Consider the following 26,174-nt stretch of genomic DNA (forward strand, 5'->3'; position numbering starts at 1 on the left):
ATCCGTTTACAGTTTTGAAGTTGTGGCTTGAACCAATAGGTTCTCTACAGAAGTGTGCATCACTTCCATTAATGGCGCTGGGAAAACCCCTAACGCAACAACCGCAACCGCTAGAATTGCCATAATGGCGAATTCACGTTTATTTAAATCGGACAATTGTTCAACATTTTCATTAGTGATTGGACCGAAGTACACTCGTTTGACCATCCACAAGGTATAAGCCGCACCGATAACCAAGGTTAAAGCCGCTAAGGTACCAAACCATAGATTCGCTTTGAATGAACTGATGATAACCATGAACTCACCAACAAAACCTGATGTACCAGGTAAACCTACGTTCGCCATTGAGAACAAGACTGCGAAGAATACAAACCATGGCATTTTATTCACCACACCACTGTAGGCAGAAATCTCACGTGTATGCATTCGATCGTATAGAACACCGATCGCAAGGAACATAGCGCCAGAAATGAATCCGTGAGAAATCATTTGTACCATGGCCCCTTCCATACCGATTTGCGCACCTTGTAGAGAACCAGTATTTTCAAGAATGTCATACAGTACAAACATACCAAGGGTTACAAATCCCATATGTGAAATGGATGAGTAAGCAACCAGCTTCTTCATATCACTTTGAACCATCGCAACGATACCGATATAGACGATTGCAATAAGTGACAATCCGATGACTAGCCAATCCAAAGTCATAGAGGCATCAGGCGTGATCGGTAAGCTGAAACGTACAAAACCGTAACCACCCATTTTCAGCATAATCGCAGCTAGAACGACCGATCCGGCTGTAGGCGCTTCAACGTGTGCATCAGGTAACCAAGTATGTACCGGGAACATTGGGATTTTTACCGCAAACGCCAGTAAGAACGCAATGAAGATTAGAATCTGTACCGTCATACCCAATTGCATCGCCTGGAAATCTAGGATGGCAAAACTACCTGACTGATAATACATGTAGATGAAAGAGATCAACATGAAGACCGAACCGAAGAAGGTATATAAGAAGAACTTCATTGTCGCGTAGACACGACGTGGACCACCCCATTTACCAATAACGATGAACATCGGAATAAGCAACGCTTCCCAGAACACATAGAATAGGATTGAATCAAGCGCAACGAAAACACCGACCATGATACCGCCCATAATCAGGAAAGCACCCATATACTGTTCAACACGCTCCTTGATGACATCCCAGGCCGAAGCGATAACCAACACTTGGGTAAAGGTGGTTAACAACACTAACGGCATTGAAAGCCCATCTACCGCCAAGTGGTAGTAGATATTGAACATTGGAATCCACTCTACCTTTTCTTCGAACTGCATGGCAGCCGTAGTGGTATCGAAATTTGTCCACAATGGTATTGAAAGAACAAATGTTAACACTGCCACGGCAAGTGATAACCATTTTGCGACTGTATCGTTATTACGACCAGCAAATAAAACCAGCAGACCACCAATAATCGGTAGCCACACTAGTGTGCTCAAAATAGGATAGCTTGATAGCATGTATTCTATTCCCTTCTCTTATTCTTCTAATTACCACAGAGTCCAAACTAGCATGGCTAGTAGACCAAAAATCATCACGAACGCATAGTGATACATTAAACCGGTTTGTGACTGGCGCAGAGCTGAAGCTGAATTAGCCACAGCCATAAAGGTATTGGTAACCATACCGATATCAATTAACTTAACGTCAACCGATTTAGTAAAGAAACGACCTAACTTCTGCCCACCTTCAACAAACACAATTTCATTTAGACGATCAAAACCATAAGCGTTGTCAAGCATGTAATATCCACGTGGACACATCGCTTTAAGCTTACCCGGAATATTTGGCATCTTGATATACATCAACCAAGCCAGGAATACCCCTGAAAGCGCTAAGAATACCGGTAATGTCATGAATGAATGCACAATCATATCCATAACACCATGATAGAAAGTATTGAATAGCGTCATCATGACATCATTCTCAGGAAGAATGAAAACTGACTGGCCAAAATACTGTCCATTCAACATACCTTCAATCATCGGAATACCCATTACAACAGCTGGGATTGATAAAAGAATTAATGGAACCGTCACAACCCATGGCGACTCTTTAATTTCATGCGTTTTAACGTACTCGCTCTCCTCTCCGTGGAACACAAGGAAGAACATACGGAAGCTATAGAAAGCGGTAATGAAAACCCCCATCAACAACAACACATAAGAGAACGTAGCACCAAATCGATCTGAAGCATCTAAAGACAATAAGATAGAGTCTTTAGAGAAGAACCCAGAGAAACCAGGGAAACCGATTAACGCTAAAGAACCTATCAACATGGCTGCATAGGTGATTGGCATATACTTACGCATACCACCCATTTGACGAATATCTTGAATATGGTGCATGGCGATAATCACCGAACCTGCCGCCAAGAATAACAACGCTTTAAAGAATGCATGTGTTAATACATGGAACATACCTGCCGCATACGCCGATGCACCCATAGCCGCCGTCATATAACCTAACTGCGATAATGTTGAGTAAGCAACAACACGTTTGATGTCATTCTGTATCAGACCTAAAAGCCCCATCATAAAGGCGGTTAAAGCCCCAATAATCAATACAAAACTTAAAGCCACTTCCGACAGTTCAAACGCTGGTGACAGACGAGCCACCATGAAGATACCCGCCGTTACCATCGTTGCAGCGTGGATCAGAGCCGAAATAGGTGTAGGGCCTTCCATCGATTCTGGAAGCCATACATGTAAAGGCATCTGAGCAGATTTACCCATGGCACCAATAAATAACAAAATCAGCATCAGTGTAATCATCGACCATTCCACACCCGGAATGATTTCAATCATGACATCACGTTGACTTGAAAGCTGAGCAAAAAACTCTTTATAGTCCATTGTATTGAAGTAAACAAACACGACCGCAATACCAAGAATGAAACCAAAGTCACCTACACGGTTAACTAAGAAAGCTTTTAGGTTAGCTTGAATAGCCGATTCACGTTTCATGTAGAAACCAATCAATAGGTAAGAAACCAAACCTACCGCTTCCCAACCGAAGAACAGTTGTAAGAAGTTATTCGCCATAACCAATGAAAGCATTGAGAAGGTGAATAGTGAGATATAACTAAAGAATCGTTGATAGTAAGGATTGTCATGCGTGTAATCCTCATCGTGATCCATATAGCCAATTGTGTAGATATGGACCATCAACGAAACGAACGTCACCACCAACATCATAGTTGCTGAGAGTTCATCAATCATGAAACCAAGTTCAAACTTGACGCCATCACTAACCAACCAAGTATAAAGACTTGCGTTATAGGCAGATGCGCCATTAAGGACGAATTCTGAAAAAACATAGGCAGATAGCACAGTTGAGACTGCGACACCGGCAATTGTCGAATAGTGCGCACCTTTGCGCCCAACTTGACGTCCGAATAAGCCGGCAATAATGGAACCGACCAATGGCGCAAGCAGAATAACAGTAAGAATCGTATGCAACATCAACAACTACCCCTTCAGTGATCCAAGATCATCAACATTGATGCTCTTACGATTACGGAATACTAGAACAATAATAGCCAAACCAATCGCCGCTTCTGCAGCGGCAACCGTTAGGATAAAGAAAACAAAAATTTGCCCTGTTACATCATTTAGATAGTGAGAGAACGCAACTAAATTGGTATTGACTGCCAGAAGCAACAATTCAATTGCCATAAGCAACACAATCACATTCTTACGGTTTAAAAAGATACCCGCCATACTAATCATGAAAAGCACTGCACCAAAGATTAGATAATCCGATAATGCGATCATTTGTCATCCTCCTCTTTAGCTACAATTTCTTTTTCGACTACTGAACTCATCTTCACCATACGGAAACGATCAGCAGCTAATGTTTTATTCTGTTTATCGATATCCTGATACAAGACTTCCGTTGTAGGACGACGGCGTAATGTTAAAGCGATAGCAGCAACGATACCTAACAATAGTAAGACCGCTGCCAATACAAATGCGTAGGCATGAGTGGTATACAAAGGAATCGCAATCGCTTCGGTATTACTGTAGTTAGCAGGATGGGTAACCGGATTACCGGTCACTTCTAAACCAAAATGTTCAGGACCTAATACCATATACATCATGGCAAAGATAGCCGCTGCAGCCATAGCACCAAGAGGTAGATACTTGGTAAAGCCTTCCTTTAAGATTGCCATATTGATATCCAACATCATGACAACAAAAAGGAATAGCACCATTACAGCACCCACATAAACCAATATTAAAACCAACCCTAAGAATTCAGCTTGCGCCATAATCCAAATGCCTGCTGTAGAGACAAATGCAAGCACTAACCAAAGCGCAGCTTTAACTGGGTTTTTAACGGAAATCATCATCAAACCGGCAACTGTAGCAATAGTCGCTAGCAGATAAAAGATGAACTGTTCAAATGTCATAGCAATCTCTCTTTCTATTAACGATATTTTGCATCCACTGCTCTGTCTGCAGCGATTTGCTCTTCATGTTTATCACCAAAGGCTAATAAATCTTCTTTGGTACGGATATGTGGACCACGCTCATGGAATTCATATTCAAAAACGCGTGTTTCGACAATGGCATCTACTGGACAAGCTTCTTCACAAAAACCGCAGTAGATACACTTGAACATATCAATATCGTATTGAGTGGTTCGACGGCTACCATCAGCACGTTCTTCTGACTCAATGGTAATTGCATTAGCCGGACAAACCGCTTCACATAATTTACAAGCGATACAACGCTCTTCACCATTTTCATAACGACGTAGAGCATGGTGACCTCTAAAACGAGGTGATAGAGGCGTTTTTTCTTCAGGATAACGAACTGTTATCTTTCTTTTGAATAAATACTTACCGGTAACTGAAAGCCCTTTAAAAAGCTCAGTAAGACCCCAGGTTTTTATTTGATGTTTTAAAAATTTACCCATGTCAGCCTCTATTAATTAAACCAAGGACCAAAGCTGAAATATTGCATTGCACCAACAACGAATACCCAAACAATGGTTACTGGAATCAATACTTTCCAACCTAAACGCATAAGTTGGTCGTAACGGTAACGAGGGAATGTCGCACGTAACCACAAAAATACGAATAATAAGAAAGATACTTTAAATGCTAACCAACCTAACTGAGGTACCCATGCGAACATTGGCTCTAAAAATGGGATACCTTCAAATGGCGACAACCATCCACCTAAAAACATGATTGATGTCATGAAAGAGATCAAAATCATCATGGCATACTCGGCAAGCATGAACACACCGAATGTCATACCCGAATAATCGACATGGAAACCAGCCACGATTTCAGCTTCACCTTCGATAACATCGAAAGGAGTACGGTTGGTTTCAGCTAGACCAGAAATGAAATAGACAAAGAACATCGGTAACAAAGGTAATAAATACCAGTGGAAAACCCCACCCTTTTGGCCATTAACAATTTCGGTCAGGTTCATACTGCCAGCAATCATCAACACAGTCACTAGAGCGAAACCCATGGCAATTTCATAAGAAATTTTCTGTGCTGAACCACGCAAAGCCCCTAAGAAAGCGTACTTGGAGTTAGAAGCCCAACCTGCGATAATAATCCCGTAAACCAGAATCGAGGATACCGCTAATACATACAACACACCCGCGTTGATATCAGAAACCACCATTCCTTCAGAAAAAGGAATGACCGCCCATGCGGTAACAGCAGGAGCTAAGGCTAATACCGGAGCGATAATGAATAGGTATTTGTTAGATTGCGCAGGGAAAATAACTTCTTTCGTCATCAACTTCAACGCATCGGCAATCGGCTGTAACAAACCGATTGGCCCAACACGGTTAGGCCCCATACGAACCTGCATGTAACCAATCACTTTACGCTCAGCATAAGTTAGCCAGGCAACCACTAACATAATAGGTAGAACAACCGCTACCGCCTGTAAGACTAGCGTGATAACAATCGCTAACCAATCAAATAAAAAGCCAGATAAAAAGGCTTGCAGTGCATCAAACATCTATTTACCCTCTTCCCATTGTTTCAATATTCGCATCAGGAGTTGCCTGCAATGATGGTGAACGACGAACGATTGCGTCAACCTGATAAGGAGATACAATTTTCACAGTCGTATCGTTATTCTTAGAAGGTAATTTACAATCCAAATCACTTAGATTGACCTGCGATGCCACGTTATCCAACACTTCACTCAACACTTCATTTGAATGGGTATATTCAAATCCTTCAACATCGAACATGTTGCCTAGAACTCGAAGTACTTTCCATGCGGCTTTTGAATCCCCTTTTGGTTCAACAGACATTTTGAATGATTGTTTTAAACCATTTGCATTGACAAAAGTGCCTGCCGTTTCGGCAAAAGTGGCGATGGGTAACATGACATCAGCGAATTCACGCTGCGTTTTGCTATCAAAAGCAGTCAGATTAACGACAAAATCAGCCTCGTTCATAGCCGAGATTGCTGCGCTATCATTCGCAAAATCTTCTGGTTCAATATTCAGATTAATGAATGCTTTCATGCCACCTGCAATCATCTGTGAACTGTTTTTACCCGACTTCGGTAGGAAGTTCACTAGATGAGCGCCGACTTCATTAGCCGCTAAAGGCAACACATTGATTTCTGAACCCATCGCTTCCGCAATAATGCTTGCCAGCTTTTGGATTACTGCAAAATCTTCATGACCTTGTGCAATTTGTCCAAGCATGACACTAGAATTAGCAGCATCCAATAATGATTGGGCGATTTGTTTTTGCTCTTCGCTTGCTGTGATTGAATTCAACCAGGCCTGGTCAAGTTCTTTTAATTCACACGCCGCTTTAGCGATTCCTGCTAATTCAAATACCATTCCAGAATCATTGTGCTGATTTGAAATTTTATAGTTGAACGCAAAATCTAGCGGATTAACAACAAATGCTTTACCACCCGCTTGGACCGCTTTACGGACACGATGATTCAATATCGGTAACTCTTTACGTAGGTAAGAACCGACTAGCAGAACCGCATTCAATTTTTCTACGGCAGCCAAATCATGTTTTAAAGCTGGTGTATTGAATCCATGCTCATCGGCACTGAAATCAACCTGACGATGTCTATGGTCAATATTTTCAACACCAAGACCACGCGCCAACTTCTGCAATAGATGTAGTTCTTCAACGGTTGAGTTAGCGGAAGCTAAAACACCCATGTCCTTAGACGTTTTAAGGATATTCTGTAACCCTGAAACCGCAAATGCCAGAGCGGTTTCCCAATCTGTCACTTGCCAAGTTCCATTTTTCTTGATCATCGGTTGAGTCAAACGCGACTCACTGTTGATACCTTCATAGGCAAAACGGTCACGGTCAGATAACCAAACTTCATTGATTGCTTCATTTTCACGAGGGACAACACGTTTGACATCTTGTCCTTTAGCATGAATGGTAATATGCGACCCCATGCTGTCATGGGCGGCAATCGATTTATGCGCCTTTAATTCCCAAGAACGTGCTGTATAGCGGAATGGTTTTGACGTTAAAGCACCAACAGGACATAAGTCAATCATATTTCCTGACATTTCAGAAGTGATCGATTTTTCGATATAAGTACCGATTTCCATCCACTCACTTCGACCTGTTGCACCCAATTCCATCATACCGGCCACTTCCTGACCAAAACGAACACAACGTGTACAGTGGATACAACGTGTCATATCGGTTTTAATCAAGGAACCCGCTTCACGGTCACTTACTACACGTTTAGATTCTGAATAGCGTGATACATCATCACCGTAATCCATAGCGACATCTTGAAGTTCACATTCACCACCTTGGTCACAAATTGGACAATCCAAAGGATGGTTAATCAATAAGAACTCCATAACAGACTTCTGTGCTGCAATCGCTTTAGCCGATTTAGTATGGACTTTCATACCATCTGTAACAGGCGTTGCACAAGCAGGTAGAGGTTTCCAAGCACCTTCTACCTCAACTAAACACATACGACAGTTAGCCGCAATAGACAGTTTTTTGTGGTAACAAAAACGGGGAATGGCAATCTGAGCGTCATCAGCGACATCTATTAACATGTCACCTTCATGCGCTTCAATAACTTGACCGTTTATTTCAACTTTTACCATAATTCTTAACCTAAGTTTTCTAACTTATTTGCTAGTATCTAATCAACTGTGATTAGGTACGATCGAAAATACTACAACCATGTTCAATGTAGTGCTGGAATTCGTGTTCATAGTGATCTAATGCACTGGTTAACGCGATTGTTGCTGCATCACCTAAACCACAGATAACATTACCCATGATTTTGCCTGACACATCTTTTAACGCGGCAATGTCTTCTGGACGTCCCTTGCCTTCAACAATACGTGTTAATACACGATATAACCAACCCGTACCCTCACGACAAGGAGTACATTGGCCACAAGATTCATCCCAATAGAAATGGCTCAAGTTTTGCATAACTTTTACGATGTCGGTTTGGTCATCCATAATGATGACCGAACCTGCACCCAAGAAAGAACCTGCTTTAGCAATTGAATCGTAATCCATATTCATTGCCATTGCTTTTTCAGCTGGGATAATAGCGGTTGATGCGCCGCCAGGAATGACCGCTTTGAATTCACGTCCTTTCCAGATTCCACCTGCAAGTTCAAGAAGATCTTTAAATGGGGTCCCCATACGAACTTCGAAATTACCAGGTGCATTTACATGCCCTGATACTGAATAACATTTTGTACCACCTGCGTTTTCAACACCCAAGTCGTTAAACCACTCTCCGCCCTTCGCTAAGATCATTGGAATAGACGCCAGGGTTTCCGTGTTGTTGATGGTGGTTGGCTTACCATACAAACCGTAACTTGCTGGGAATGGCGGTTTAAAACGTGGTTGACCTTTCTTACCTTCAATCGATTCAATCAAGGCAGTCTCTTCACCACAAATATAAGCACCTGCTCCAAGATGGGTATAAAGATCAAAATCCCAACCTGTACCAAGGATGTTCTTACCTAACAAACCAGCTTCACGTGCTTGATTGATTGCGTTATCGAAACGTTTGTATGGTTCCCAAAACTCACCACGGATGTAGTTATAACCGGCAGAAGCACCAATAACATAGGCTGCAATAGCCATCCCCTCAACCAGCGCATGCGGGTTGTAGCGTAGAATATCACGGTCTTTAAAGGTTCCAGGTTCGCCTTCATCGGAGTTACAAACGATATATTTCTGACCTGGAGCGAAGCGGTTCATAAAACTCCACTTTAATCCTGTCGGGAAACCGGCTCCACCTCGTCCTCGAATATTTGAGGTTTTCACCTCTTCGATGATTTCGTTTGGCTCGATTTCGCCAGCAACCACTTTCTTCCATACTTCGTAACCACCATTGGCGATATAGACATCAATATCCCAAGAGTTTTCCAGGTGGTTTAAACGGAAACAATTTTCATTTTGTACGACCATTTATTTCTCCCACTCTGCTAGAAGTAAATCGATTGCTTGTGGTGTTAAATTTTCATGATAATCTTTACCAACTTGCATCATTGGTGCTCCACCACAAGCGCCTAGGCACTCAACCATCTTGATGGAAAAACGGCCATCAGGAGTGATCTCTCCAGGCTTGATCCCTAATTTGGTTTCAAGATATTTCACGATGTCGTCTTTACCACGCAACATGCAAGAAATACTGTTACAAATACATAGTTTGATTTCGCCAACCGGTGCATGCTCATAGTTACCGTAGAAAGTCGCCACTTCATAGACTTCCATTGGTGTGATTTCTAGGTAAGCGGCAATTTGGTCCATTAAATCATTGGTCAAGTAGCCGTTATGGCACTCTTGAACAATACGTAAAGCAGGCATAACGGCTGATTTTTTTTGATCCGCAGGATAGTTTGCAATCCACTTATCAATACGGACTTTTACATCACCCTGAATAAAATTTGCTGTATCTGTGATTGTCGAACTCATCGATCCACCTCTCCGAATACAATATCTTGAGTACCGATAATTGAAACAACATCGGCAATCATATGACCTTTAACCATTTCGTCTAATGAAGCTAAATGTGGGAAACCAGGTGCACGAACTTTCATACGGTAAGGTTTATTGGCTCCATCAGAAACCATGTAAATACCAAATTCACCTTTAGGGTGCTCTACTGCAGAGTAAACCTCACTCTCAGGAACGGTATAACCTTCTGTATAAAGTTTGAAGTGATGAATCAACGCTTCCATGTTTGATTTAGCATCTTCTCTCGATGGAGGCGCGACCTTATTATCATCAGACATGACAGCACCCGGATTCGCTTTCAACCAATCAACACACTGTTTAATGATTTTGTTAGATTCACGCATCTCTGCAACACGTACAAGATAACGGTCATAACAATCACCCGTTACACCAACAGGGATATCAAACTCCATTTTGTCGTAAACTTCATAAGGCTGCTTTTTACGCAAATCCCACTCAATACCTGAACCGCGTAACATAGGGCCAGTAAAGCCTAATTGCAACGCTCTTTCTGGTGAAACAATACCGATATCAACCGTACGCTGTTTCCAGATACGGTTATCGGTCAATAAAGTTTCATATTCATCGATGTAACCAGGAAAACGCTGTGTGAAGGCTTCGATGAAATCCAGTAAAGAACCTTCACGAGTTTCATTCAACTGGTCTAACTTCTTACCCGAATTCCACTTGGAAGCTTCATATTTAGCCATGGTATCCGGCAGGTCACGGTAAACACCACCTGGACGGTAGTAAGTAGCATGCATACGAGCACCCGAAACCGCCTCATAACAATCCATCAAGTCTTCACGTTCACGGAATGCATATAGGAACACGGTCATTGCACCAATATCCAAAGCATGTGCACCCAACCACATCAAATGGTTAAGAACACGAGTGATTTCATCAAACATAACACGGATGTATTGCGCACGCTCAGGCACTTCAACACCCAGCATTTTTTCGATAGCCATAACATAGGCATGTTCATTAGCCATCATGGAAACATAGTCAAGACGATCCATATAACCAATGGACTGGTTATACGGTTTAAATTCCGCTAACTTTTCCGTACCACGATGTAATAAACCAATATGAGGGTCTGAACGAACAATCGTCTCACCATCCAGCTCCAAAACTAGACGAAGCACACCATGCGCTGATGGATGCTGTGGACCAAAGTTAAGAGTATAGTTACGAATTTCAGGCATTTTTATTCCTAATTACACGTTTTTTGGTGATTGCTTACGAATCACTCGAGGTACATTAACTCTATTTTCAATAGAGACAGGCTCGTAAATAACACGACCTTTATCAGCGTCGTAACGCATTTCCACATTCCCGACTAAAGGGAAATCTTTACGTAACGGGTGACCAACAAAACCATAATCGGTAAGAATACGACGCAGATCAGGATGACCTTTAAATAAAATACCAAACAGGTCGAAAGCTTCACGCTCGAACCAATTAGCCACATTCCAAATATCAATTACGCTATCAACAGTTGGCATTTGTGTTGTTTCAGGAAAAACCTTAACGCGGATTCTTAAATTGTTTTGGATCGATAGAAGGTGATAAACAACTGCAAAACGTCTTTCCATTGAATCAACATCAGCATCATCTTCATCGGCGAAATCGAAAACGCCACGACTGAACCCGCTATTAACGGCTTTCATGGTTTCCCAGTTCGCTTGACCATAATCCAGGTAATCAATACCGCAAAGATCCATTAGCTGTTCAAAACCTAAATCATCTCGTAAGCACTTAAAAGCTTTTAACGAATTCTTCGGCGCAACTTCAATCGTTAATTCATTTAATGCTATGTCTGAAGTAACGATTAAATCGCCCAGCACTTTATTAACATTGTTTTGTAAATCTAAAACTGACTGTTTCATAGTAACGTCTACTTCTTTTATTCTTATCGAGCGATAGTGTTAGTACGTTTGATCTTGTTCTGTAACTGGATAATCCCGTATAACAGCGCTTCAGCCGTTGGCGGGCAACCTGGAACATAGACATCTACAGGTACGATACGGTCACAACCACGAACTACAGAATATGAATAGTGGTAATAGCCACCACCATTGGCACATGAACCCATTGAAATCACCCAACGTGGCTCAGCCATCTGGTCATATACTTTTCTTAAAGCAGGAGCCATTTTATTAACCAAAGTTCCGGCTACCACCATGACATCCGATTGACGCGGACTTGGTCTAAAGATAATACCGAAACGGTCCAAGTCATAACGTGAAGCACCCGCGTGCATCATTTCAACCGCACAACAAGCCAAACCAAATGTCATTGGCCAAAGAGAACCAGTACGAGCCCAGTTAATTAATTTATCAGCAGAAGTGGTGACAACCCCTTCCTTTAAAACGCCTTCTACTCCCATTCAAGCGCTCCTTTTTTCCACTCATAGATAAAACCGACAACTAAAAGCGATAAAAACACACCCATAGCCAATAAACCGAAAGTCCCCACTTCATCTAATACAATCGCCCAAGGGAATAGAAAGGCAATTTCCAAGTCAAAGATGATGAACAAAATAGCAACCAGATAAAAACGTACATCGAATTTCATACGTGCATCTTCAAACGCCTCAAAACCACACTCATAAGGAGAGTTTTTCTCAGCATCAGGCTTTTGCGGACCTAACAGGTAACCGATTAATATTGGGCCAACCCCAAAAAGGGCGCCTAGAACAATAAAGACTAGGACAGGAAGATAATTTTCTAGCATGGGTTTTAGACCTCGTCTAGCGTTTGATTCACCATTGCATCCATGCAACAGCATTAAAATATGGTGCCGATGGCCGGAGTCGAACCGGCACAGCTTGCGCCACTACCCCCTCAAGATAGCGTGTCTACCAATTTCACCACATCGGCAATAAACTTATTATTCAGGAACTACTGGCGCAGCAGTATCTTCCTTAGTTTGTACTTGTTCAACAGGCGCTTTAGTTACACTCTGATAACCCTTCGCTTGCTGACTACCAATATAGGCAAGCACAAGACTGGTAATGAAAAAGACTGTCGCAACAACTGCCGTCATTCTCGATAGGAAAGTAGCAGAACCACTGCTACCAAAAACAGATTGCGAAGAACCACCACCAAAGTTGGCACCCGCGTCAGCACCCTTGCCGTGCTGAACCAAAACTAACGCAATAAGAATCAATGCGATAATCAAATGTATCGTTAATACAATTCCAAACATGTTTAGCCCGCCGCTTTACAAATTGCGATGAAATCGTCAGCATTCAGAGATGCTCCACCGATTAACCCACCGTCGATGTCCGCTTGACCGAATAATTCTTTTGCATTATCAGGTTTAACACTTCCACCATATTGAATAATTACTTTATCTGCTACTGCAGAGTTCAACGCCGCCAACTTGCCGCGAATGAAAGCATGTACCTCTTGTGCCTGTGCTGGTGAAGCCGTTACTCCTGTTCCGATAGCCCAAACAGGCTCATAAGCGATCACAATATCTGTAAAAGCTTCGATACCAACCACATCAAGAACAGCATCTAATTGGCCGGCAATTACCGATTCCATCACACCAGATTCACGTTCTTGCAAAGTTTCACCAACACATAAGATTGGCGTGACTTTTGCCGACAACGCAACTTTGACTTTTTGTGCAATTTCAGCATCTGTCTCACCATAGATGGCGCGACGTTCAGAATGACCTAAAATCACATAATCACACGCACAATCTTTAAGCATCTCAACAGAGTTCTCACCCGTATAAGCACCTTGCACAGGCTCTACTGCCATATTTTGCGCACCTAGAGCAATAACATCATTAGAAAGTGCGCGTTTTGTATAATCTATATAAATTGCGGGTGGACAAACAGCCACATCTACGTCACCAAGTTGGTCAGCTTTAGCATTTAGCCCTGTTACCAAGCTCAAAATAGACGCCTTTGAACCATGCATTTTCCAGTTCCCTGCGACAAACGGCTTTCTCATTTACTAATCTCCAACACAAAAGTTTTACAATATTAGCGTTTTCTTTTACGAAAAACAATATTGCATTTTTATGAAATTTCTGATTCCACAACATTAATTAATTCATTTGCAAGCGTTTCCACTAAAACACCATCAGCCCCTTCAACCATCACACGGATAAGCGGCTCGGTACCAGACGCCCTAACCAAAACTCGCCCCTGACTTCCAAGGCGTTGTTCTGCCTGGATTATTGCTTCCCTCAACACATCGGAACCCATAATCTTTTTAGCATTATCAACACGCTTGTTTTTCAAGACCTGCGGATAAAATTCAACCTCACCGGTTAATTCAGCAAGACTTTTTCCTGTTGAAACAATTGCAGACATAATTTGCAAAGAGGCGACAATACCATCGCCAGTTGAGGTTTTGTTTAGACATAAAACATGGCCTGATGGCTCAGCGCCGAACTTCCAATCCTGTTCCGTCAATTTTTGCATAACGTAACGGTCACCGACCTGCGAACGCTCAAAACCAACACCTTTGTCACGCAAAGCATTTTCAACACCGAGATTACTCATTACCGTGCCGACAACACCCTTAACCTCTAAGCCCGAATGCATGGCTAGAATGTATAAAATCAAATCACCATCGACAACCTTACCGAACTCATCCACCATAATGACCCTATCGCCATCGCCATCAAACGCGATACCCAGATTAGCCCGTTGCTTAACAACTTCGGCTTGCAAGGCTTCGACATGGGTTGCGCCACATTCATGATTTATATTGATACCATTCGGATTGACACCAATTGAAACCACTTCAGCACCTAACTCTTCAAACACATGCGGGGCAATATGATAGGTCGCACCATTTGAACAATCCAAAACCACCTTATAACCATCTAGCTTTGCCTGCGCGCTGTAAGTGCTTTTACAAAACTCAATATAACGCCCGGCGGCATCTTCTATCCGTTTTGCCTTACCGAGTTGTTCAGAAGGAACCACTTCAATATCCTCTTCAAAGGCAGCCTCTACTTCCAACTCGATTGAATCACTGATTTTCTTACCCTGTGATGAAAAGAACTTGATGCCATTATCATGATGCGGATTATGTGATGCGCTGATTACAATCCCCGCATCGGCATGAAATGTCTGTGTTAAATAGGCGACTGCAGGTGTAGGCATCGGTCCAAGCAACATCACATCAATACCCGCTGCGATAAAACCAGCTTCCAAAGCCGATTCAAACATATAGCCTGAAATACGTGTATCCTTGCCAATCATCACTTTCGACTCACCACGAGCCTTCATCACCTTGCCTGTCGCCCACCCTAATTTTAAAATCTGATCAGGGCGAATCATTCCTGAACCGACACGGTTGCGGATACCATCAGTACCAAAATATTTTTTCTGAGTTTCTTTCATAAACAACCTATCAAGCCACCTAAAAGCAACTTATTTAAAACAACGAGAGATTCCAAACCATCAACTAGGTAAGACTTGCGATAACCGTCAATGCCTCAACCGTTGGTGCGACATCATGCACTCTCACTATCTGTGAACCTTTCATGCCCGCCAGTATTGCGGCGGCAACACTACCATGCAAACGACTTTGCAGCGGAACATCACCTAGAATTTCGCCAATCATGCGTTTACGAGAAACACCTACCAAAATCGGATATTCAAGAGAGGTAAATTCTGACAACTCTTTAAACAGCCGTTTATTATGCTCTAAAGTCTTACCAAAACCAAATCCAGGATCTAAAATTATCCGACTTTTATCAATACCGGCTTGCTCACAAACACTCGCCCGGCTCAACAAAAATGCCTTAACTTCCTCCACGACATCTTCATAAGATGGTGCTTGCTGCATATCACCCGGATTGCCCTTTTTATGCATAAGACAGACCGCAACCTGGCCTTTAGCGACACAGTCAATAGCTCCGGTGTCTTGCAAGGCATTGACATCATTGACAATCGACACTCCAGCAATTATCGACTCCTGCATAACCGGAGTCTTATAGGTATCTACCGAAACTGGAACATCAAACCTTTCGGTAATCCATTCGACTACCGGTATTACACGCTCCAGCTCAACGGAAAGCGGCACTGCATCAGCACCAGGCCTGGTCGACTCCCCTCCAACATCGATAATATCCACACCTTGTGAAATCATCTGAACGACACGCTCCTCAATAAGCTTTTGGGATACAAACAGTCCGCCATCAGAAAATGAGTCTGGAGTCACATTCAATATCCCCATCACCAGTGGAGTACCAGGCCTGGTCAAATGAATCCTGTGCAATTCTTTTTCTATATCAAACATACCTATCCTCAAACATTATTGCTACCGGAACCTAGCAAACAATGATTCCTATCCAAAAAAAAACCCCGAAATCGGGGTTTTCTTAAAGAAACCAATCAACTAGTGTAGTTTTGGCTCACTATTTTTTGCCTCTTCACTCGAAGCCTCTCCAGACAAATCATCCTTAACCATATCAACTGGCTTTTCAGATTCATCCTGTGCTTTGACTTCGCTATCTGAACCTGCAGAAGCACTAGAATCATGATCATCAGAACCCTGCCAATCTTTTGGTTCACCAGCTGGACGGCCTTCCATGATGTTCTTGATCTGTTCTGCATCGATTGTCTCGTACTGCATAAGCGCTTCGGTCATCAACTCCAGCTCTTTAGAGTGCTCAGTCAGGATATCCGTTGCTCTTTTGTAGTTACGATCAATCAAGTTACGAATTTCATGGTCGATCTCTTTAGAGATTTCACCAGAAACGTTGGCATTACGGGAACTTCCCATAAAGCCACCTTTATCATCTTCTTCATACATGAGCGGACCAAGATTATCTGAAAGCCCCCACTTGGTGACCATATTTCGTGCGATCATAGTGGCACGCTCAATATCGTTACTTGCCCCAGTCGTTACCGCATCTGGACCATAAATCAATTCCTCGGCGATACGGCCACCATATAAACTCGAAAGCTGGCTTTCTAACTTACGTTTACTGTAGCTATAACTATCTTCTTCTGGAAGATACATGGTGACACCCAAGGCTCTACCACGCGGCATGATACTAACCTTATAGACAGGGTCATGCTCAGGCACCAACCAACCGACAATCGCATGGCCAGCCTCATGGTAAGCCGTCATACGACGCTCTTTTTCACTCATGACCATACTCTTACGCTCAACACCCATAAGAATTTTGTCTTTGGCCTTTTCAAAATGTTTTTGGGTCACCAATTTATCATTATTGCGAGCGGCAAACAGAGCGGCCTCGTTAACCAAGTTAGCCAAGTCTGCACCGGAAAAACCTGGTGTGCCGCGAGCAATATACGATGGTTCTACATCATCAGCTAAAGGCACTTTACGCATATGAACTTTCAGAATCTGTTCACGTCCACGAATATCCGGTAGACCCACAGTAACCTGTCTATCGAAACGACCTGGACGAAGTAATGCAGGGTCAAGTACGTCAGCACGGTTGGTGGCGGCAATGACAATAACCCCTTCATTCCCTTCAAAACCATCCATCTCAACCAGCATTTGGTTCAAGGTCTGCTCACGCTCATCGTTTCCGCCACCCATACCTGAGCCTCGACTACGACCAACCGCGTCAATCTCATCAATAAAGATAATACATGGTGCATGCGCTTTAGCTTGCTCAAACATGTCGCGAACACGCGAGGCACCAACACCCACAAACATCTCCACAAAATCAGAACCCGAGATGGTGAAGAAAGGTACTTTAGCTTCTCCAGCAATCGCTTTGGCAAGCAATGTCTTACCGGTACCAGGAGGTCCCACCATCAAGACACCGCGAGGGATACTTCCCCCCAAATTCTGGTATTTTGTTGGGTCTTTCAAGAAATCAACAATTTCACCTACTTCTTGTTTCGCTTCATCAGCACCGGCCACATCATCCAAAGTCACCTTGTTTTGATCATCCGTCAGCATCCTTGCTTTGCTTTTACCGAATGACATTGGGCCACCCTTGCCGCCAACACCGCCACCCATTGAGCGCATGAAGAAAATCCATACACCAATTAAAAGCAACATTGGGAACCAAGAAATGAAAATCTGCATCAAAACACTTTGCTGCTCAGGAGGCTGCGCACTGACTTTAACCTGATTATCCAACAAATCACCCATCAAACCAGGATCACCTGGATTGTAGGTCGTGAAAGCATCCCCATTGGTATATACACCACGAATGGTTTGACCTTCGATAGAGACCTTACTAACCTGTTGTTGATGAACCTGTTCAATAAAATCTGAATAGTCTAAACGGCCTGATGAATTCTGCCCTTGAGTACTAAAATGATTGAAAACAGACATTAACACCATGGCCACTACTGTCCAAATCAGTACATTTTTTAGCATATCGTTTTTCATTATTAACCTTACTTTTTCTAAACCATACGTTAATTAAAACGTAATCAATCGATGAAAATCTTATTTCAGCTACTTTATCACACTTTTAAATAAAAAAAACTTATAGCACAGCCTTAATTATTAATAACCATTCTTTATATAATTAAGCTTTTTTACCACGAGCCAATAAATAAATTTCTTTGCTTCTCGCTCTAGAAGCCTGGGGTTTACGTGTAATGACCTTGTCATATTTGGACTTTAAGTTGAGGATTAATTCATTATAGCCCTCACCTTGAAAAACTTTCATCAGCAAATCGCCATTCTTCTTCAAGACTTGGTCGGCCAACTCAACACAAAGCTCTACCAAATACATCGCGCGGGGAATATCAACCCCCTTGTTACCACTCATATTTGGCGCCATGTCAGACATAACCACATCGACATCTCGACCATCCAGCGCTGACAATAGATTATTGTAAACCTCATCTTCTCTAAAATCGCCTTGAATAAAGGTGACACCGGCAAAAGGCTCAACAGGTAAAATATCTAAAGCAAACACTTCACCCTGACTGCCGATTTTATGTGCGGTCCACTGTGACCAACCACCTGGGGCAGCACCTAAATCCACAACACACATACCATTTTTAAACAGTTTGTCTTTATCATCAATCTCTTGCAGTTTATAAACCGCTCGAGAACGCCAGCCTTCTTGCTTAGCTTTCAAAACATAAGGGTCGTCAAAATGCTCTTTTAACCAACCTGCGCTCGATTTACTTCTCGCCATAATGTGTTTTCAACTACAATATATAAAACTAAATTATTAATAATGACTTCAATTGGAAAATTCAATGAGCCAACCAGAAAAATTAAACACCAACCAAAAGAAATTCTTACGTGGAATTGCTCACGGTTTAAACCCAATGATTATTATTGGCGCTAACGGCGTTACAGAAAGCTTAATGGCTGAACTTGAAAGCACCTTAGAACATCATGAAATTCTTAAAATCAAAATGGCTTCTGCAGACCGTGAAGATAGAAAGAAAATTGTTGATTACATCTTAGAACAAACAGGGGCTTTATTGGTTCAAACCATTGGTAAAGTGTGTGTCATCTATCGCCAGAGTGAAGAGACCGAACTTCCTCTACCACGATAACCCGCCAACATAAAAAGGGTTAAGAAACGACCTCTTAACCCCTTATTACAGCAAACCTGATTTTAAATCCACACCTAAACCGGCTTTAAACCAACTTATCTAAACCTCTTTTCAAGTCCTGCTTGATATCCTCAATAGACTCCAAACCTACCGAAACACGAATTAAATTATCGGTAATACCCGCTTGAATTCTTGCTTCAGGATCAACACGGCTATGAGTCGTAGTCGCAGGATGGGTAATACTGGTCTTAACATCACCAAGGTTCGCGGTAATCGACAACATCTGGGTAGCATCAATGACACTCCATGCCTGTTCTCGAGTGCCCTTAACTTTAAAACTCACCAAACCACCGCCAGCAGACTGCTGTTTACTAGCCAACTCAAACTGAGGATGCGACTCCAATCCTGGATAAAAGACGGTTTCCACCGCCGGATGATCCGTTAACCATACCGCCAACGCTTCGGCGTTTTCACAGTGTGCTCGCATCCGTACAGGCAGTGTCTCTAATCCTTTTAGGAAAATCCAAGCATTAAATGCACTCATAGTTGGCCCAGCCGTACGCATAAAACCACGAACAGGCTCTTCAATTAACGCTTCAGAACCGACAACCGCACCACCAATCCCACGACCTTGTCCATCAATGAACTTGGTTGCAGAATGAATGACAATGTCAGCTCCCTGCTCTAATGGTCTTTGTAGAATCGGCGTGCAAAAGCAGTTATCCACAATCAATAAACAGTCATTGGCTTTTGCCAAAGAACTTAAGGCACTTAAATCCGCTACTTCAGTAAGAGGGTTTGATGGCGTTTCTAAAAAGAACGCTTTGGTATTCTGCTGAATCGCGGACTGCCATTCACGGATATCCGTTTGTGAAACAAAGGTAACCTCAACACCGAACTTAGCCAGATACTTGGTGAACAGTACTTTTGTCGTACCAAAAATACTTTGTGAAGAAACCACATGGTCACCCGCTTGGCATAACCCCATAAAGGTCGATAAGATAGCCGACATTCCAGAAGCGGTAGCAACACAAGATTCTCCACCCTCCATTAACGCTAAGCGATTTTCAAACGCCCTGACCGTTGGGTTGGTAAAACGGGAGTAAACATTACCCTTTTCTTCTCCACTAAAACGTGCCGCTGCTTGAGCAGCCGATTTATAACGAAAACTCGATGTAGGGAAAATCGCTTCACTATTCTCTTGTTCCGCTGTCTGCTGGTAACCCGCTCTGACCGCAAGTGTATCTATATCAAACTCATTCACTGAAATTCACCCATTAACTTATCTAGTTAACTACCATTATGTAGGCCAACAGTTTCCTGTCCTAAAGCTTTCTTGGTCGATTGCGCATCATCATTTCTACTGGTGTCCAAAGAAGCTAGATATTCAGGGGTAATATCACCGGTAATATACTCACCACTAAAACAGGAGGTATCAAATTTCGGAATCTGCTCATTACCGACACTCACCGCATCGATCAAATCTTCCAAATCTTGATAAATCAACTTATCACAGCCGATAAATTCTGCCACTTCCTCAGTAGTACGGTTGTTGGCAACCAATTCAGAAGCCGAAGGCATATCAATGCCGTAAACGTAAGGATAACGTACGGCTGGCGCTGCCGAAGCAAAATAAACTTTATTTGCACCAGCTTCACGTGCCATTTCGACAATCTGACCTGACGTGGTACCACGTACAATGGAATCATCAACCAACAATACGTTTTTACCTTCAAACTCCAGGTTAATCGGGTTCAACTTTTGGCGAACCGACTTCTTACGTAACTGCTGACCAGGCATAATGAAGGTACGCCCGATGTAACGGTTTTTCATCAAACCTTCACGGTAAGGAATATTCAACTTTGAGGCCAGCTCCAGTGCGGAAGTACGGCTTGTATCCGGAATCGGCATGACGACATCGATGTCATGGTCAGGCCATTCACGTAAAATCTTCTCTGCAAGCTTCTCCCCCATTCGTAGGCGGGACTTGTATACCGAAATATCATCCATCATCGAATCTGGACGCGCGAAATACACATACTCAAAGATACAAGGAGTATATTGCGGGTTTTCTGCACACTGCTGATAATAAATATCACCTTGTTCGGTAATCACAACCGCTTCGCCCGGTGCCAAATCTTTTTCCAAGGTAAACCCTAGGCCACTCAAAGCCACCGATTCAGAAGCGATCATATAATCAGTACCATTTGGCGTTACACGCTTACCGACCACAATCGGACGTAAAGCAAATGGGTCACGAAACCCCACCACACCGATATTAGAGATAATCCCAACTGCGGCATAACCCCCTCTCACACGTTTATGCACAGCTCGCACCGCATTAAAAACGTCTTCATGATCGATGAATAGTTTCTTTTGCTGCATTAACTCATGGGCAAATACGTTCAATAACACTTCAGAGTCTGAGTTGGTATTGAGGTGACGTAAATCGGTACGATAAATCTCTTCCGCAACCTCTTCCGCATTGGTCAAATTACCATTATGACCCATTGCGATTCCGTAAGGAGAGTTTACATAAAACGGCTGTGCTTCCGCACTTGAAGACGAACCTGCCGTTGGATAACGAACATGCCCAATCCCCATATTGCCATGTAGATCACGCATATGTCTTGTTCTGAAAACATCCTTTACCATTCCGTTATCTTTACGCTGAAAAAAACGTCCGTCTTTACAGGTAACGATACCTGCCGCATCTTGCCCACGATGCTGCAAAATAGTCAAGGAATCATAGATTTCCTGATTAACATAATTTCCAGAACCCGATACAATCCCAACAATACCGCACATTTTCGTACACTCTCTTACTTACAAATAGCTATTGAAAACCATAATCAAATGGTCGTTCCAACAGTGAGTTGGACTTAACAAGTTAAGCACATCCCACCATCGGTCTTAAGGAAGTTGCACAACCTCACTTTTGGTATGCAACATTTTATCTAATTTAAGCTTATCTTTCTCAGCTTTAGCTTTAGAAATATAAGGTCCTGTTCTCACAGAATAAATTTTACTCTTCTCATAGTACTTAATATAAACATCGTACTCTGAATCCAACTGGCCTAAAAGTTCATTGGCCTCTTTAATATCAGAAAAGGCGATTAAGCGGACAATCCACTGACCTTTGTATTTTTCATTGTCAGAGACTTTATCCAGCTGGCTAATTTTGTCATGCAAAGCTTGTTGTGAGTCAACCTGAGTATCGACCGTCTTGGTTTCGATATCTGAGCTTAGCGCCTCTTTTGAAGCACTGTTCAAATTCTGTGCTTGACCATTCGTCAACGGCTTGTCATCACCATTAGGTAAACGGTAGGCGTGCTCGACAATGGGTAAGGTACTTTTGACTTCTGTTTTTTGAAACCCTTCAGGCACAAAATTAACAGGCTTGCTATACCACTGCGGCACGATGATGACTAACAACCCAAGCCAAATCGCGGCACCAATCAAACGATTTTTACTTACTGAATCCATGAACTACTTGTCAGCCTCTAATTCTTCTAACGTTTGTGCCACCGTAAAAAACGACCCCCAAACCAAGACATTAGATTTATCACAACCTTTTACATACTCCGTGGCTAAGGCGATTGATTCAAACTCGCAAATCTGTTGTTTTTCCACGCCGGCTTGTAAAAGGATCCCTGTCAATTGCTGTAACCCCGTTGACCTTGGAATATCAAGATCTGCAATAGCCCACTGGCTGACAAAAGGTTTAATCACTCTGACCATGGGTAACATATCTTTATCGTTCAATGCGGAGAACAGGGCTATGCTCTTATGAGGTTCAAAGGCTTGCTTTTCAAGGTATTCGGCCAAAACTTGAGCCGATTGGGGATTATGGGCGACATCAATCAACCAGGCCTGGTGGTTTATTTGCAACGATTGCATACGCCCTGGATGTTTGACCTCTGCTAAACCTTTATTGATATGTTCGATATCAACCGCTAACTGAGATCGAATCTTTGACAGTAATGCGACCACACCCGATGCATTTTGCAATTGAAAATCACCATGCAACTGCGGTTTGGTTAAAGTTACAGCTGGCTGATCATCTTGCGTGAAATTAAATGACCAGGCCTGGTCATTTAATGGATTCTTTTGATAATCAAAATCGATTTTCAAACAAGCTAAATCCACCTGCAACTCCGCCGCGTAATCGATCAATGTTTGCGGTGGATTCGGATCGGAACAGATACTCAACCTACCCTCTCGCATAATTCCGGCCTTTTCAACCGCGATTAGACTTCTATCATCACCAAGCCAATCAATATGATCGACGTCAATCGCTGTAATCAAAGACGCATCCGCATCAACCACATTGACCGCATCCAGGCGCCCACCCAATCCGACTTCTAAAACCACCACATCCAACTTGGCTTGTTTAAAGATGGTTAGAGCCGCTAAAGTGGAAAACTCGAAATAGGTTAATTTAATTTGTTCACGTTGGCTTTCAATCGCGGTAAAAGCATCAACAATCTGCTGGTCACTGACAGGAACACTGTTGACTTGAATACGTTCGTTGAACTTTAAAATATGAGGAGACGTGTAAGTCCCCACATTGTATCCTGCCGCTTTTAAAATAGATGCCAACATAGCGACACTGGAGCCCTTACCATTGGTTCCGGCAACCGAAATGACAAACGGAGCAGGCCTGGTAACTTGCATTTTTTCAGCAACTAGGCGAATTCGCTCTAGTCCCAAATCGATTTCTTGGGCATGTAAATGCAGTAACCAGTCTACCCACTGTTCAAGAGTAGACTGGTTATTAGGAATATTCATCTATTTTTAAGCTTTGATTTTATATGTAAAAGTAAAATTGATTAGGCGGGTTTATTCTGTAACATCTTACAAATATCCGCCAACTCATTACGCAAGTCGTGACGATGAATAATACGGTCAATAGCACCATGTTCTAAAAGGAACTCACTGCGTTGAAAACCTTCTGGTAATTTTTCACGAACCGTTTGTTCAATAACACGAGGCCCGGCGAAACCGATCAACGCCTTAGGTTCGGCCACATTCAAGTCACCCAACATGGCAAAACTAGCGGAAACCCCACCCATAGTCGGATCGGTCAACACTGAAATAAAAGGCAGACCTTGCGCTCGTAAACGCCCTAAAGCCGCACTGGTTTTAGCCATCTGCATCAATGAAAACAACGCTTCTTGCATACGGGCACCCCCACTGGCAGAAAAGCAGATGAACGGTGTCTTGTTTTCAATCGCCTGATTCACGGCACGCACAAATTTCTCACCCACAACCGAACCCATTGAGCCACCCATGAATTTGAATTCAAATGCCGCAGCCATAACAGGTAAACCGTTTATCGTGCCTGAACCGGTAATAAAAGAATCTTTTTCACCAGTGGCTTTTTGAGCTTGGGTAATACGATCTTTATACTTTTTCAGATCTTTGAACTTAAGCGCATCCACCGGGGAAATATTTGCAGAGGTTTCAACAAAACTACCTTCATCCAAGAACGTTTCCAAACGCTGACGCCCGCCTAAACGCATGTGATGATCACACTTAGGACAAACTTCTTGATTGCGAGTGACTTCTGAACGATAAAGTGTGCTTTCACATTTTGGACACTTAGTCCAAAGCCCTTCAGGCACTGACTTTTTACGCTCCGTTACTTGTTTGATACTCGGTAAAATTTTTTCAAACCAGTTCATATATACTCCTGATGACTATGAGACTGTCATAATCCTATTACTTTTTATTTGTTCTTTGCTAATTCATTACAATGCTACGCAGTGCGACCCTACGCAGTGCGACCGCGTTTAGTTTTCAGCGTCCGCTCTATCAATCGCATGGCGGAATTCGGCCATTTTTTCACCGATGGCTAAATGAATATCGTATAGACCTTTGGTTGCATTCGCTTCAATCAAGGTAACCAAGGATGAGCCAACAATGACCGCGTCACCTAACTTGGCCATCTCATAAGCGGTCTCACCATCTTTTATCCCAAAACCGATTCCAACCGGATGCTTCAACGACTGCTTCAATCGAGCGACTTGGTTAGCCACATCATTCACATCAAGCTCTTTAGAACCGGTCACACCTTTTAATGAGACATAGTAAACAAAACCGCTACCTTTTTCATTAACCGCCTGTAATCGACCCTCTGGAGTGGTGGGTGAAACCAAGAAAACACGGTCCAAACCTTTTGCTTCCAAAGCTTCTTTGTAACCAAAAGACTCTTCCGGAGGCATATCAACCGTTAATACCGCATCCGCCCCCACTGAACTTGCGGCATTGGCAAACGCTTCATACCCCATCGCCTCTATCGGATTCAAATATCCCATGATAACAACCGGGGTCTTTTCATCTTTTTCACGGAAGACACGGATGAATTCCAGAACATCATCCAAGCTGACATTATGCTCTAAAGCACGCTCAACCGCTTTCTGAATAACCGGTCCATCCGCCATCGGATCAGAAAAAGGCACACCCAACTCGATAATATCAGCGCCTTTTTCAACCAGAAGATGCATTAAATCAATCGTGGCATTCGGCTCCGGATCTCCAGCGGTAATATAAGGAATCAGCGCGGTTTTACCATTGTCTTTTAAATTTGCTAGTGTGTTTTGTATTCTACTCATGATTTATCTCTTATT

At 42.7% G+C, this 26,174-nt stretch carries 26 protein-coding genes and 1 tRNA gene; 1 reads left to right on the top strand and 26 read right to left on the bottom strand.

Annotation, left to right across the window (positions count from 1 at the left end):
- Nucleotides 1-6 precede the first annotated feature (6 nt).
- From L6421_RS07555 to rlmE, 20 genes are all read right to left on the bottom strand, one after another.
- Nucleotides 7-1,521 (bottom strand): NADH-quinone oxidoreductase subunit M, encoded by a 1,515-nt coding sequence (locus L6421_RS07555; protein ID WP_237261023.1) that lies wholly within the window; start codon nt 1,519-1,521, stop codon nt 7-9.
- A gap of 30 nt (nt 1,522-1,551) precedes the next feature.
- A complete protein-coding gene (nuoL, locus tag L6421_RS07560) occupies nt 1,552-3,525 on the bottom strand; it encodes an NADH-quinone oxidoreductase subunit L (protein ID WP_237261024.1) in 1,974 nt (657 codons plus the stop codon).
- Nucleotides 3,526-3,531: 6 nt separating this feature from the next.
- Nucleotides 3,532-3,837, bottom strand: coding sequence for an NADH-quinone oxidoreductase subunit NuoK (nuoK, locus tag L6421_RS07565; RefSeq protein ID WP_029407865.1), 306 nt, complete (start codon nt 3,835-3,837; stop codon nt 3,532-3,534).
- Nucleotides 3,834-4,475, bottom strand: coding sequence for an NADH-quinone oxidoreductase subunit J (locus tag L6421_RS07570; RefSeq protein WP_237261026.1), 642 nt, complete (start codon nt 4,473-4,475; stop codon nt 3,834-3,836). Before L6421_RS07570 ends, nuoK begins: the two co-directional genes overlap by 4 nt.
- A 17-nt stretch (nt 4,476-4,492) precedes the next feature.
- A complete protein-coding gene (nuoI, locus tag L6421_RS07575; RefSeq protein WP_237261027.1) occupies nt 4,493-4,984 on the bottom strand; it encodes an NADH-quinone oxidoreductase subunit NuoI in 492 nt (163 codons plus the stop codon).
- Between the two features lie 11 nt (nt 4,985-4,995).
- Complete coding sequence (gene nuoH / locus L6421_RS07580; protein ID WP_237261029.1) at nt 4,996-6,057, bottom strand: NADH-quinone oxidoreductase subunit NuoH; 1,062 nt, start codon at nt 6,055-6,057, stop codon at nt 4,996-4,998.
- A 4-nt stretch (nt 6,058-6,061) separates the two neighbouring features.
- Nucleotides 6,062-8,167, bottom strand: a complete 2,106-nt coding sequence (nuoG, locus tag L6421_RS07585) for an NADH-quinone oxidoreductase subunit NuoG (protein ID WP_237261031.1) — start codon at nt 8,165-8,167, stop codon at nt 6,062-6,064.
- Between the two features lie 52 nt (nt 8,168-8,219).
- A complete protein-coding gene (nuoF, locus tag L6421_RS07590) occupies nt 8,220-9,500 on the bottom strand; it encodes an NADH-quinone oxidoreductase subunit NuoF (protein WP_237261033.1) in 1,281 nt (426 codons plus the stop codon).
- Nucleotides 9,501-10,007, bottom strand: coding sequence for an NADH-quinone oxidoreductase subunit NuoE family protein (locus tag L6421_RS07595; protein ID WP_237261035.1), 507 nt, complete (start codon nt 10,005-10,007; stop codon nt 9,501-9,503).
- Entirely contained in the window at nt 10,004-11,257 is a 1,254-nt protein-coding gene (locus L6421_RS07600) for an NADH-quinone oxidoreductase subunit D (RefSeq protein ID WP_237261037.1), read from the bottom strand. Before L6421_RS07600 ends, L6421_RS07595 begins: the two co-directional genes overlap by 4 nt.
- Nucleotides 11,258-11,269: 12 nt before the next feature.
- Entirely contained in the window at nt 11,270-11,941 is a 672-nt protein-coding gene (locus tag L6421_RS07605; RefSeq protein ID WP_237261039.1) for an NADH-quinone oxidoreductase subunit C, read from the bottom strand.
- Between the two features lie 23 nt (nt 11,942-11,964).
- Nucleotides 11,965-12,441 carry a NuoB/complex I 20 kDa subunit family protein gene (locus L6421_RS07610; protein WP_040728184.1) on the bottom strand — a complete coding sequence of 159 codons (477 nt, stop codon included), beginning with the start codon at nt 12,439-12,441 and terminating at the stop codon, nt 11,965-11,967.
- On the bottom strand, nt 12,432-12,788 hold the full coding sequence (locus tag L6421_RS07615) for an NADH-quinone oxidoreductase subunit A (protein WP_029407875.1): 357 nt from the start codon (nt 12,786-12,788) through the stop codon (nt 12,432-12,434). Before L6421_RS07615 ends, L6421_RS07610 begins: the two co-directional genes overlap by 10 nt.
- 61 nt (nt 12,789-12,849) lie before the next feature.
- A tRNA-Leu gene (locus L6421_RS07620) sits at nt 12,850-12,934 on the bottom strand.
- A gap of 10 nt (nt 12,935-12,944) precedes the next feature.
- Nucleotides 12,945-13,262, bottom strand: a complete 318-nt coding sequence (gene secG, locus L6421_RS07625; RefSeq protein WP_237261040.1) for a preprotein translocase subunit SecG — start codon at nt 13,260-13,262, stop codon at nt 12,945-12,947.
- Nucleotides 13,263-13,264: 2 nt separating this feature from the next.
- Nucleotides 13,265-14,020, bottom strand: a complete 756-nt coding sequence (tpiA, locus tag L6421_RS07630; RefSeq protein WP_237261042.1) for a triose-phosphate isomerase — start codon at nt 14,018-14,020, stop codon at nt 13,265-13,267.
- A 68-nt stretch (nt 14,021-14,088) separates the two neighbouring features.
- On the bottom strand, nt 14,089-15,426 hold the full coding sequence (gene glmM, locus L6421_RS07635; RefSeq protein ID WP_237261044.1) for a phosphoglucosamine mutase: 1,338 nt from the start codon (nt 15,424-15,426) through the stop codon (nt 14,089-14,091).
- Nucleotides 15,427-15,490: 64 nt separating this feature from the next.
- Nucleotides 15,491-16,327, bottom strand: coding sequence for a dihydropteroate synthase (gene folP, locus L6421_RS07640; protein WP_237261046.1), 837 nt, complete (start codon nt 16,325-16,327; stop codon nt 15,491-15,493).
- A gap of 99 nt (nt 16,328-16,426) precedes the next feature.
- Complete coding sequence (gene ftsH / locus L6421_RS07645; protein WP_237261048.1) at nt 16,427-18,409, bottom strand: ATP-dependent zinc metalloprotease FtsH; 1,983 nt, start codon at nt 18,407-18,409, stop codon at nt 16,427-16,429.
- A gap of 142 nt (nt 18,410-18,551) precedes the next feature.
- On the bottom strand, nt 18,552-19,172 hold the full coding sequence (rlmE, locus tag L6421_RS07650; RefSeq protein ID WP_237261051.1) for a 23S rRNA (uridine(2552)-2'-O)-methyltransferase RlmE: 621 nt from the start codon (nt 19,170-19,172) through the stop codon (nt 18,552-18,554).
- A gap of 64 nt (nt 19,173-19,236) precedes the next feature.
- On the opposite strand from rlmE, the gene yhbY reads away from it, so the two are divergent.
- Complete coding sequence (gene yhbY / locus L6421_RS07655; protein ID WP_237261053.1) at nt 19,237-19,542, top strand: ribosome assembly RNA-binding protein YhbY; 306 nt, start codon at nt 19,237-19,239, stop codon at nt 19,540-19,542.
- An 85-nt stretch (nt 19,543-19,627) separates the two neighbouring features.
- On the opposite strand, the gene L6421_RS07660 is transcribed toward yhbY, so the two are convergent.
- The 6 genes from L6421_RS07660 to trpA form a co-directional block, all read right to left on the bottom strand.
- Entirely contained in the window at nt 19,628-20,806 is a 1,179-nt protein-coding gene (locus L6421_RS07660) for an O-succinylhomoserine sulfhydrylase (protein ID WP_237261055.1), read from the bottom strand.
- Between the two features lie 26 nt (nt 20,807-20,832).
- Complete coding sequence (gene purF, locus L6421_RS07665; protein WP_237261057.1) at nt 20,833-22,350, bottom strand: amidophosphoribosyltransferase; 1,518 nt, start codon at nt 22,348-22,350, stop codon at nt 20,833-20,835.
- A 105-nt stretch (nt 22,351-22,455) separates the two neighbouring features.
- A complete protein-coding gene (locus tag L6421_RS07670; RefSeq protein WP_237261060.1) occupies nt 22,456-23,028 on the bottom strand; it encodes an SPOR domain-containing protein in 573 nt (190 codons plus the stop codon).
- Nucleotides 23,029-23,031: 3 nt separating this feature from the next.
- On the bottom strand, nt 23,032-24,333 hold the full coding sequence (gene folC / locus L6421_RS07675; RefSeq protein WP_237261061.1) for a bifunctional tetrahydrofolate synthase/dihydrofolate synthase: 1,302 nt from the start codon (nt 24,331-24,333) through the stop codon (nt 23,032-23,034).
- Between the two features lie 41 nt (nt 24,334-24,374).
- Nucleotides 24,375-25,229, bottom strand: a complete 855-nt coding sequence (gene accD / locus L6421_RS07680; protein ID WP_237261063.1) for an acetyl-CoA carboxylase, carboxyltransferase subunit beta — start codon at nt 25,227-25,229, stop codon at nt 24,375-24,377.
- 108 nt (nt 25,230-25,337) lie between these two features.
- Entirely contained in the window at nt 25,338-26,159 is an 822-nt protein-coding gene (trpA, locus tag L6421_RS07685) for a tryptophan synthase subunit alpha (RefSeq protein WP_237261065.1), read from the bottom strand.
- Nucleotides 26,160-26,174: the final 15 nt, after the last annotated feature.

The sequence above is a fragment of the Thiomicrorhabdus immobilis genome, from assembly GCF_021654855.1.
Lineage (GTDB): Bacteria > Pseudomonadota > Gammaproteobacteria > Thiomicrospirales > Thiomicrospiraceae > Thiomicrorhabdus > Thiomicrorhabdus immobilis.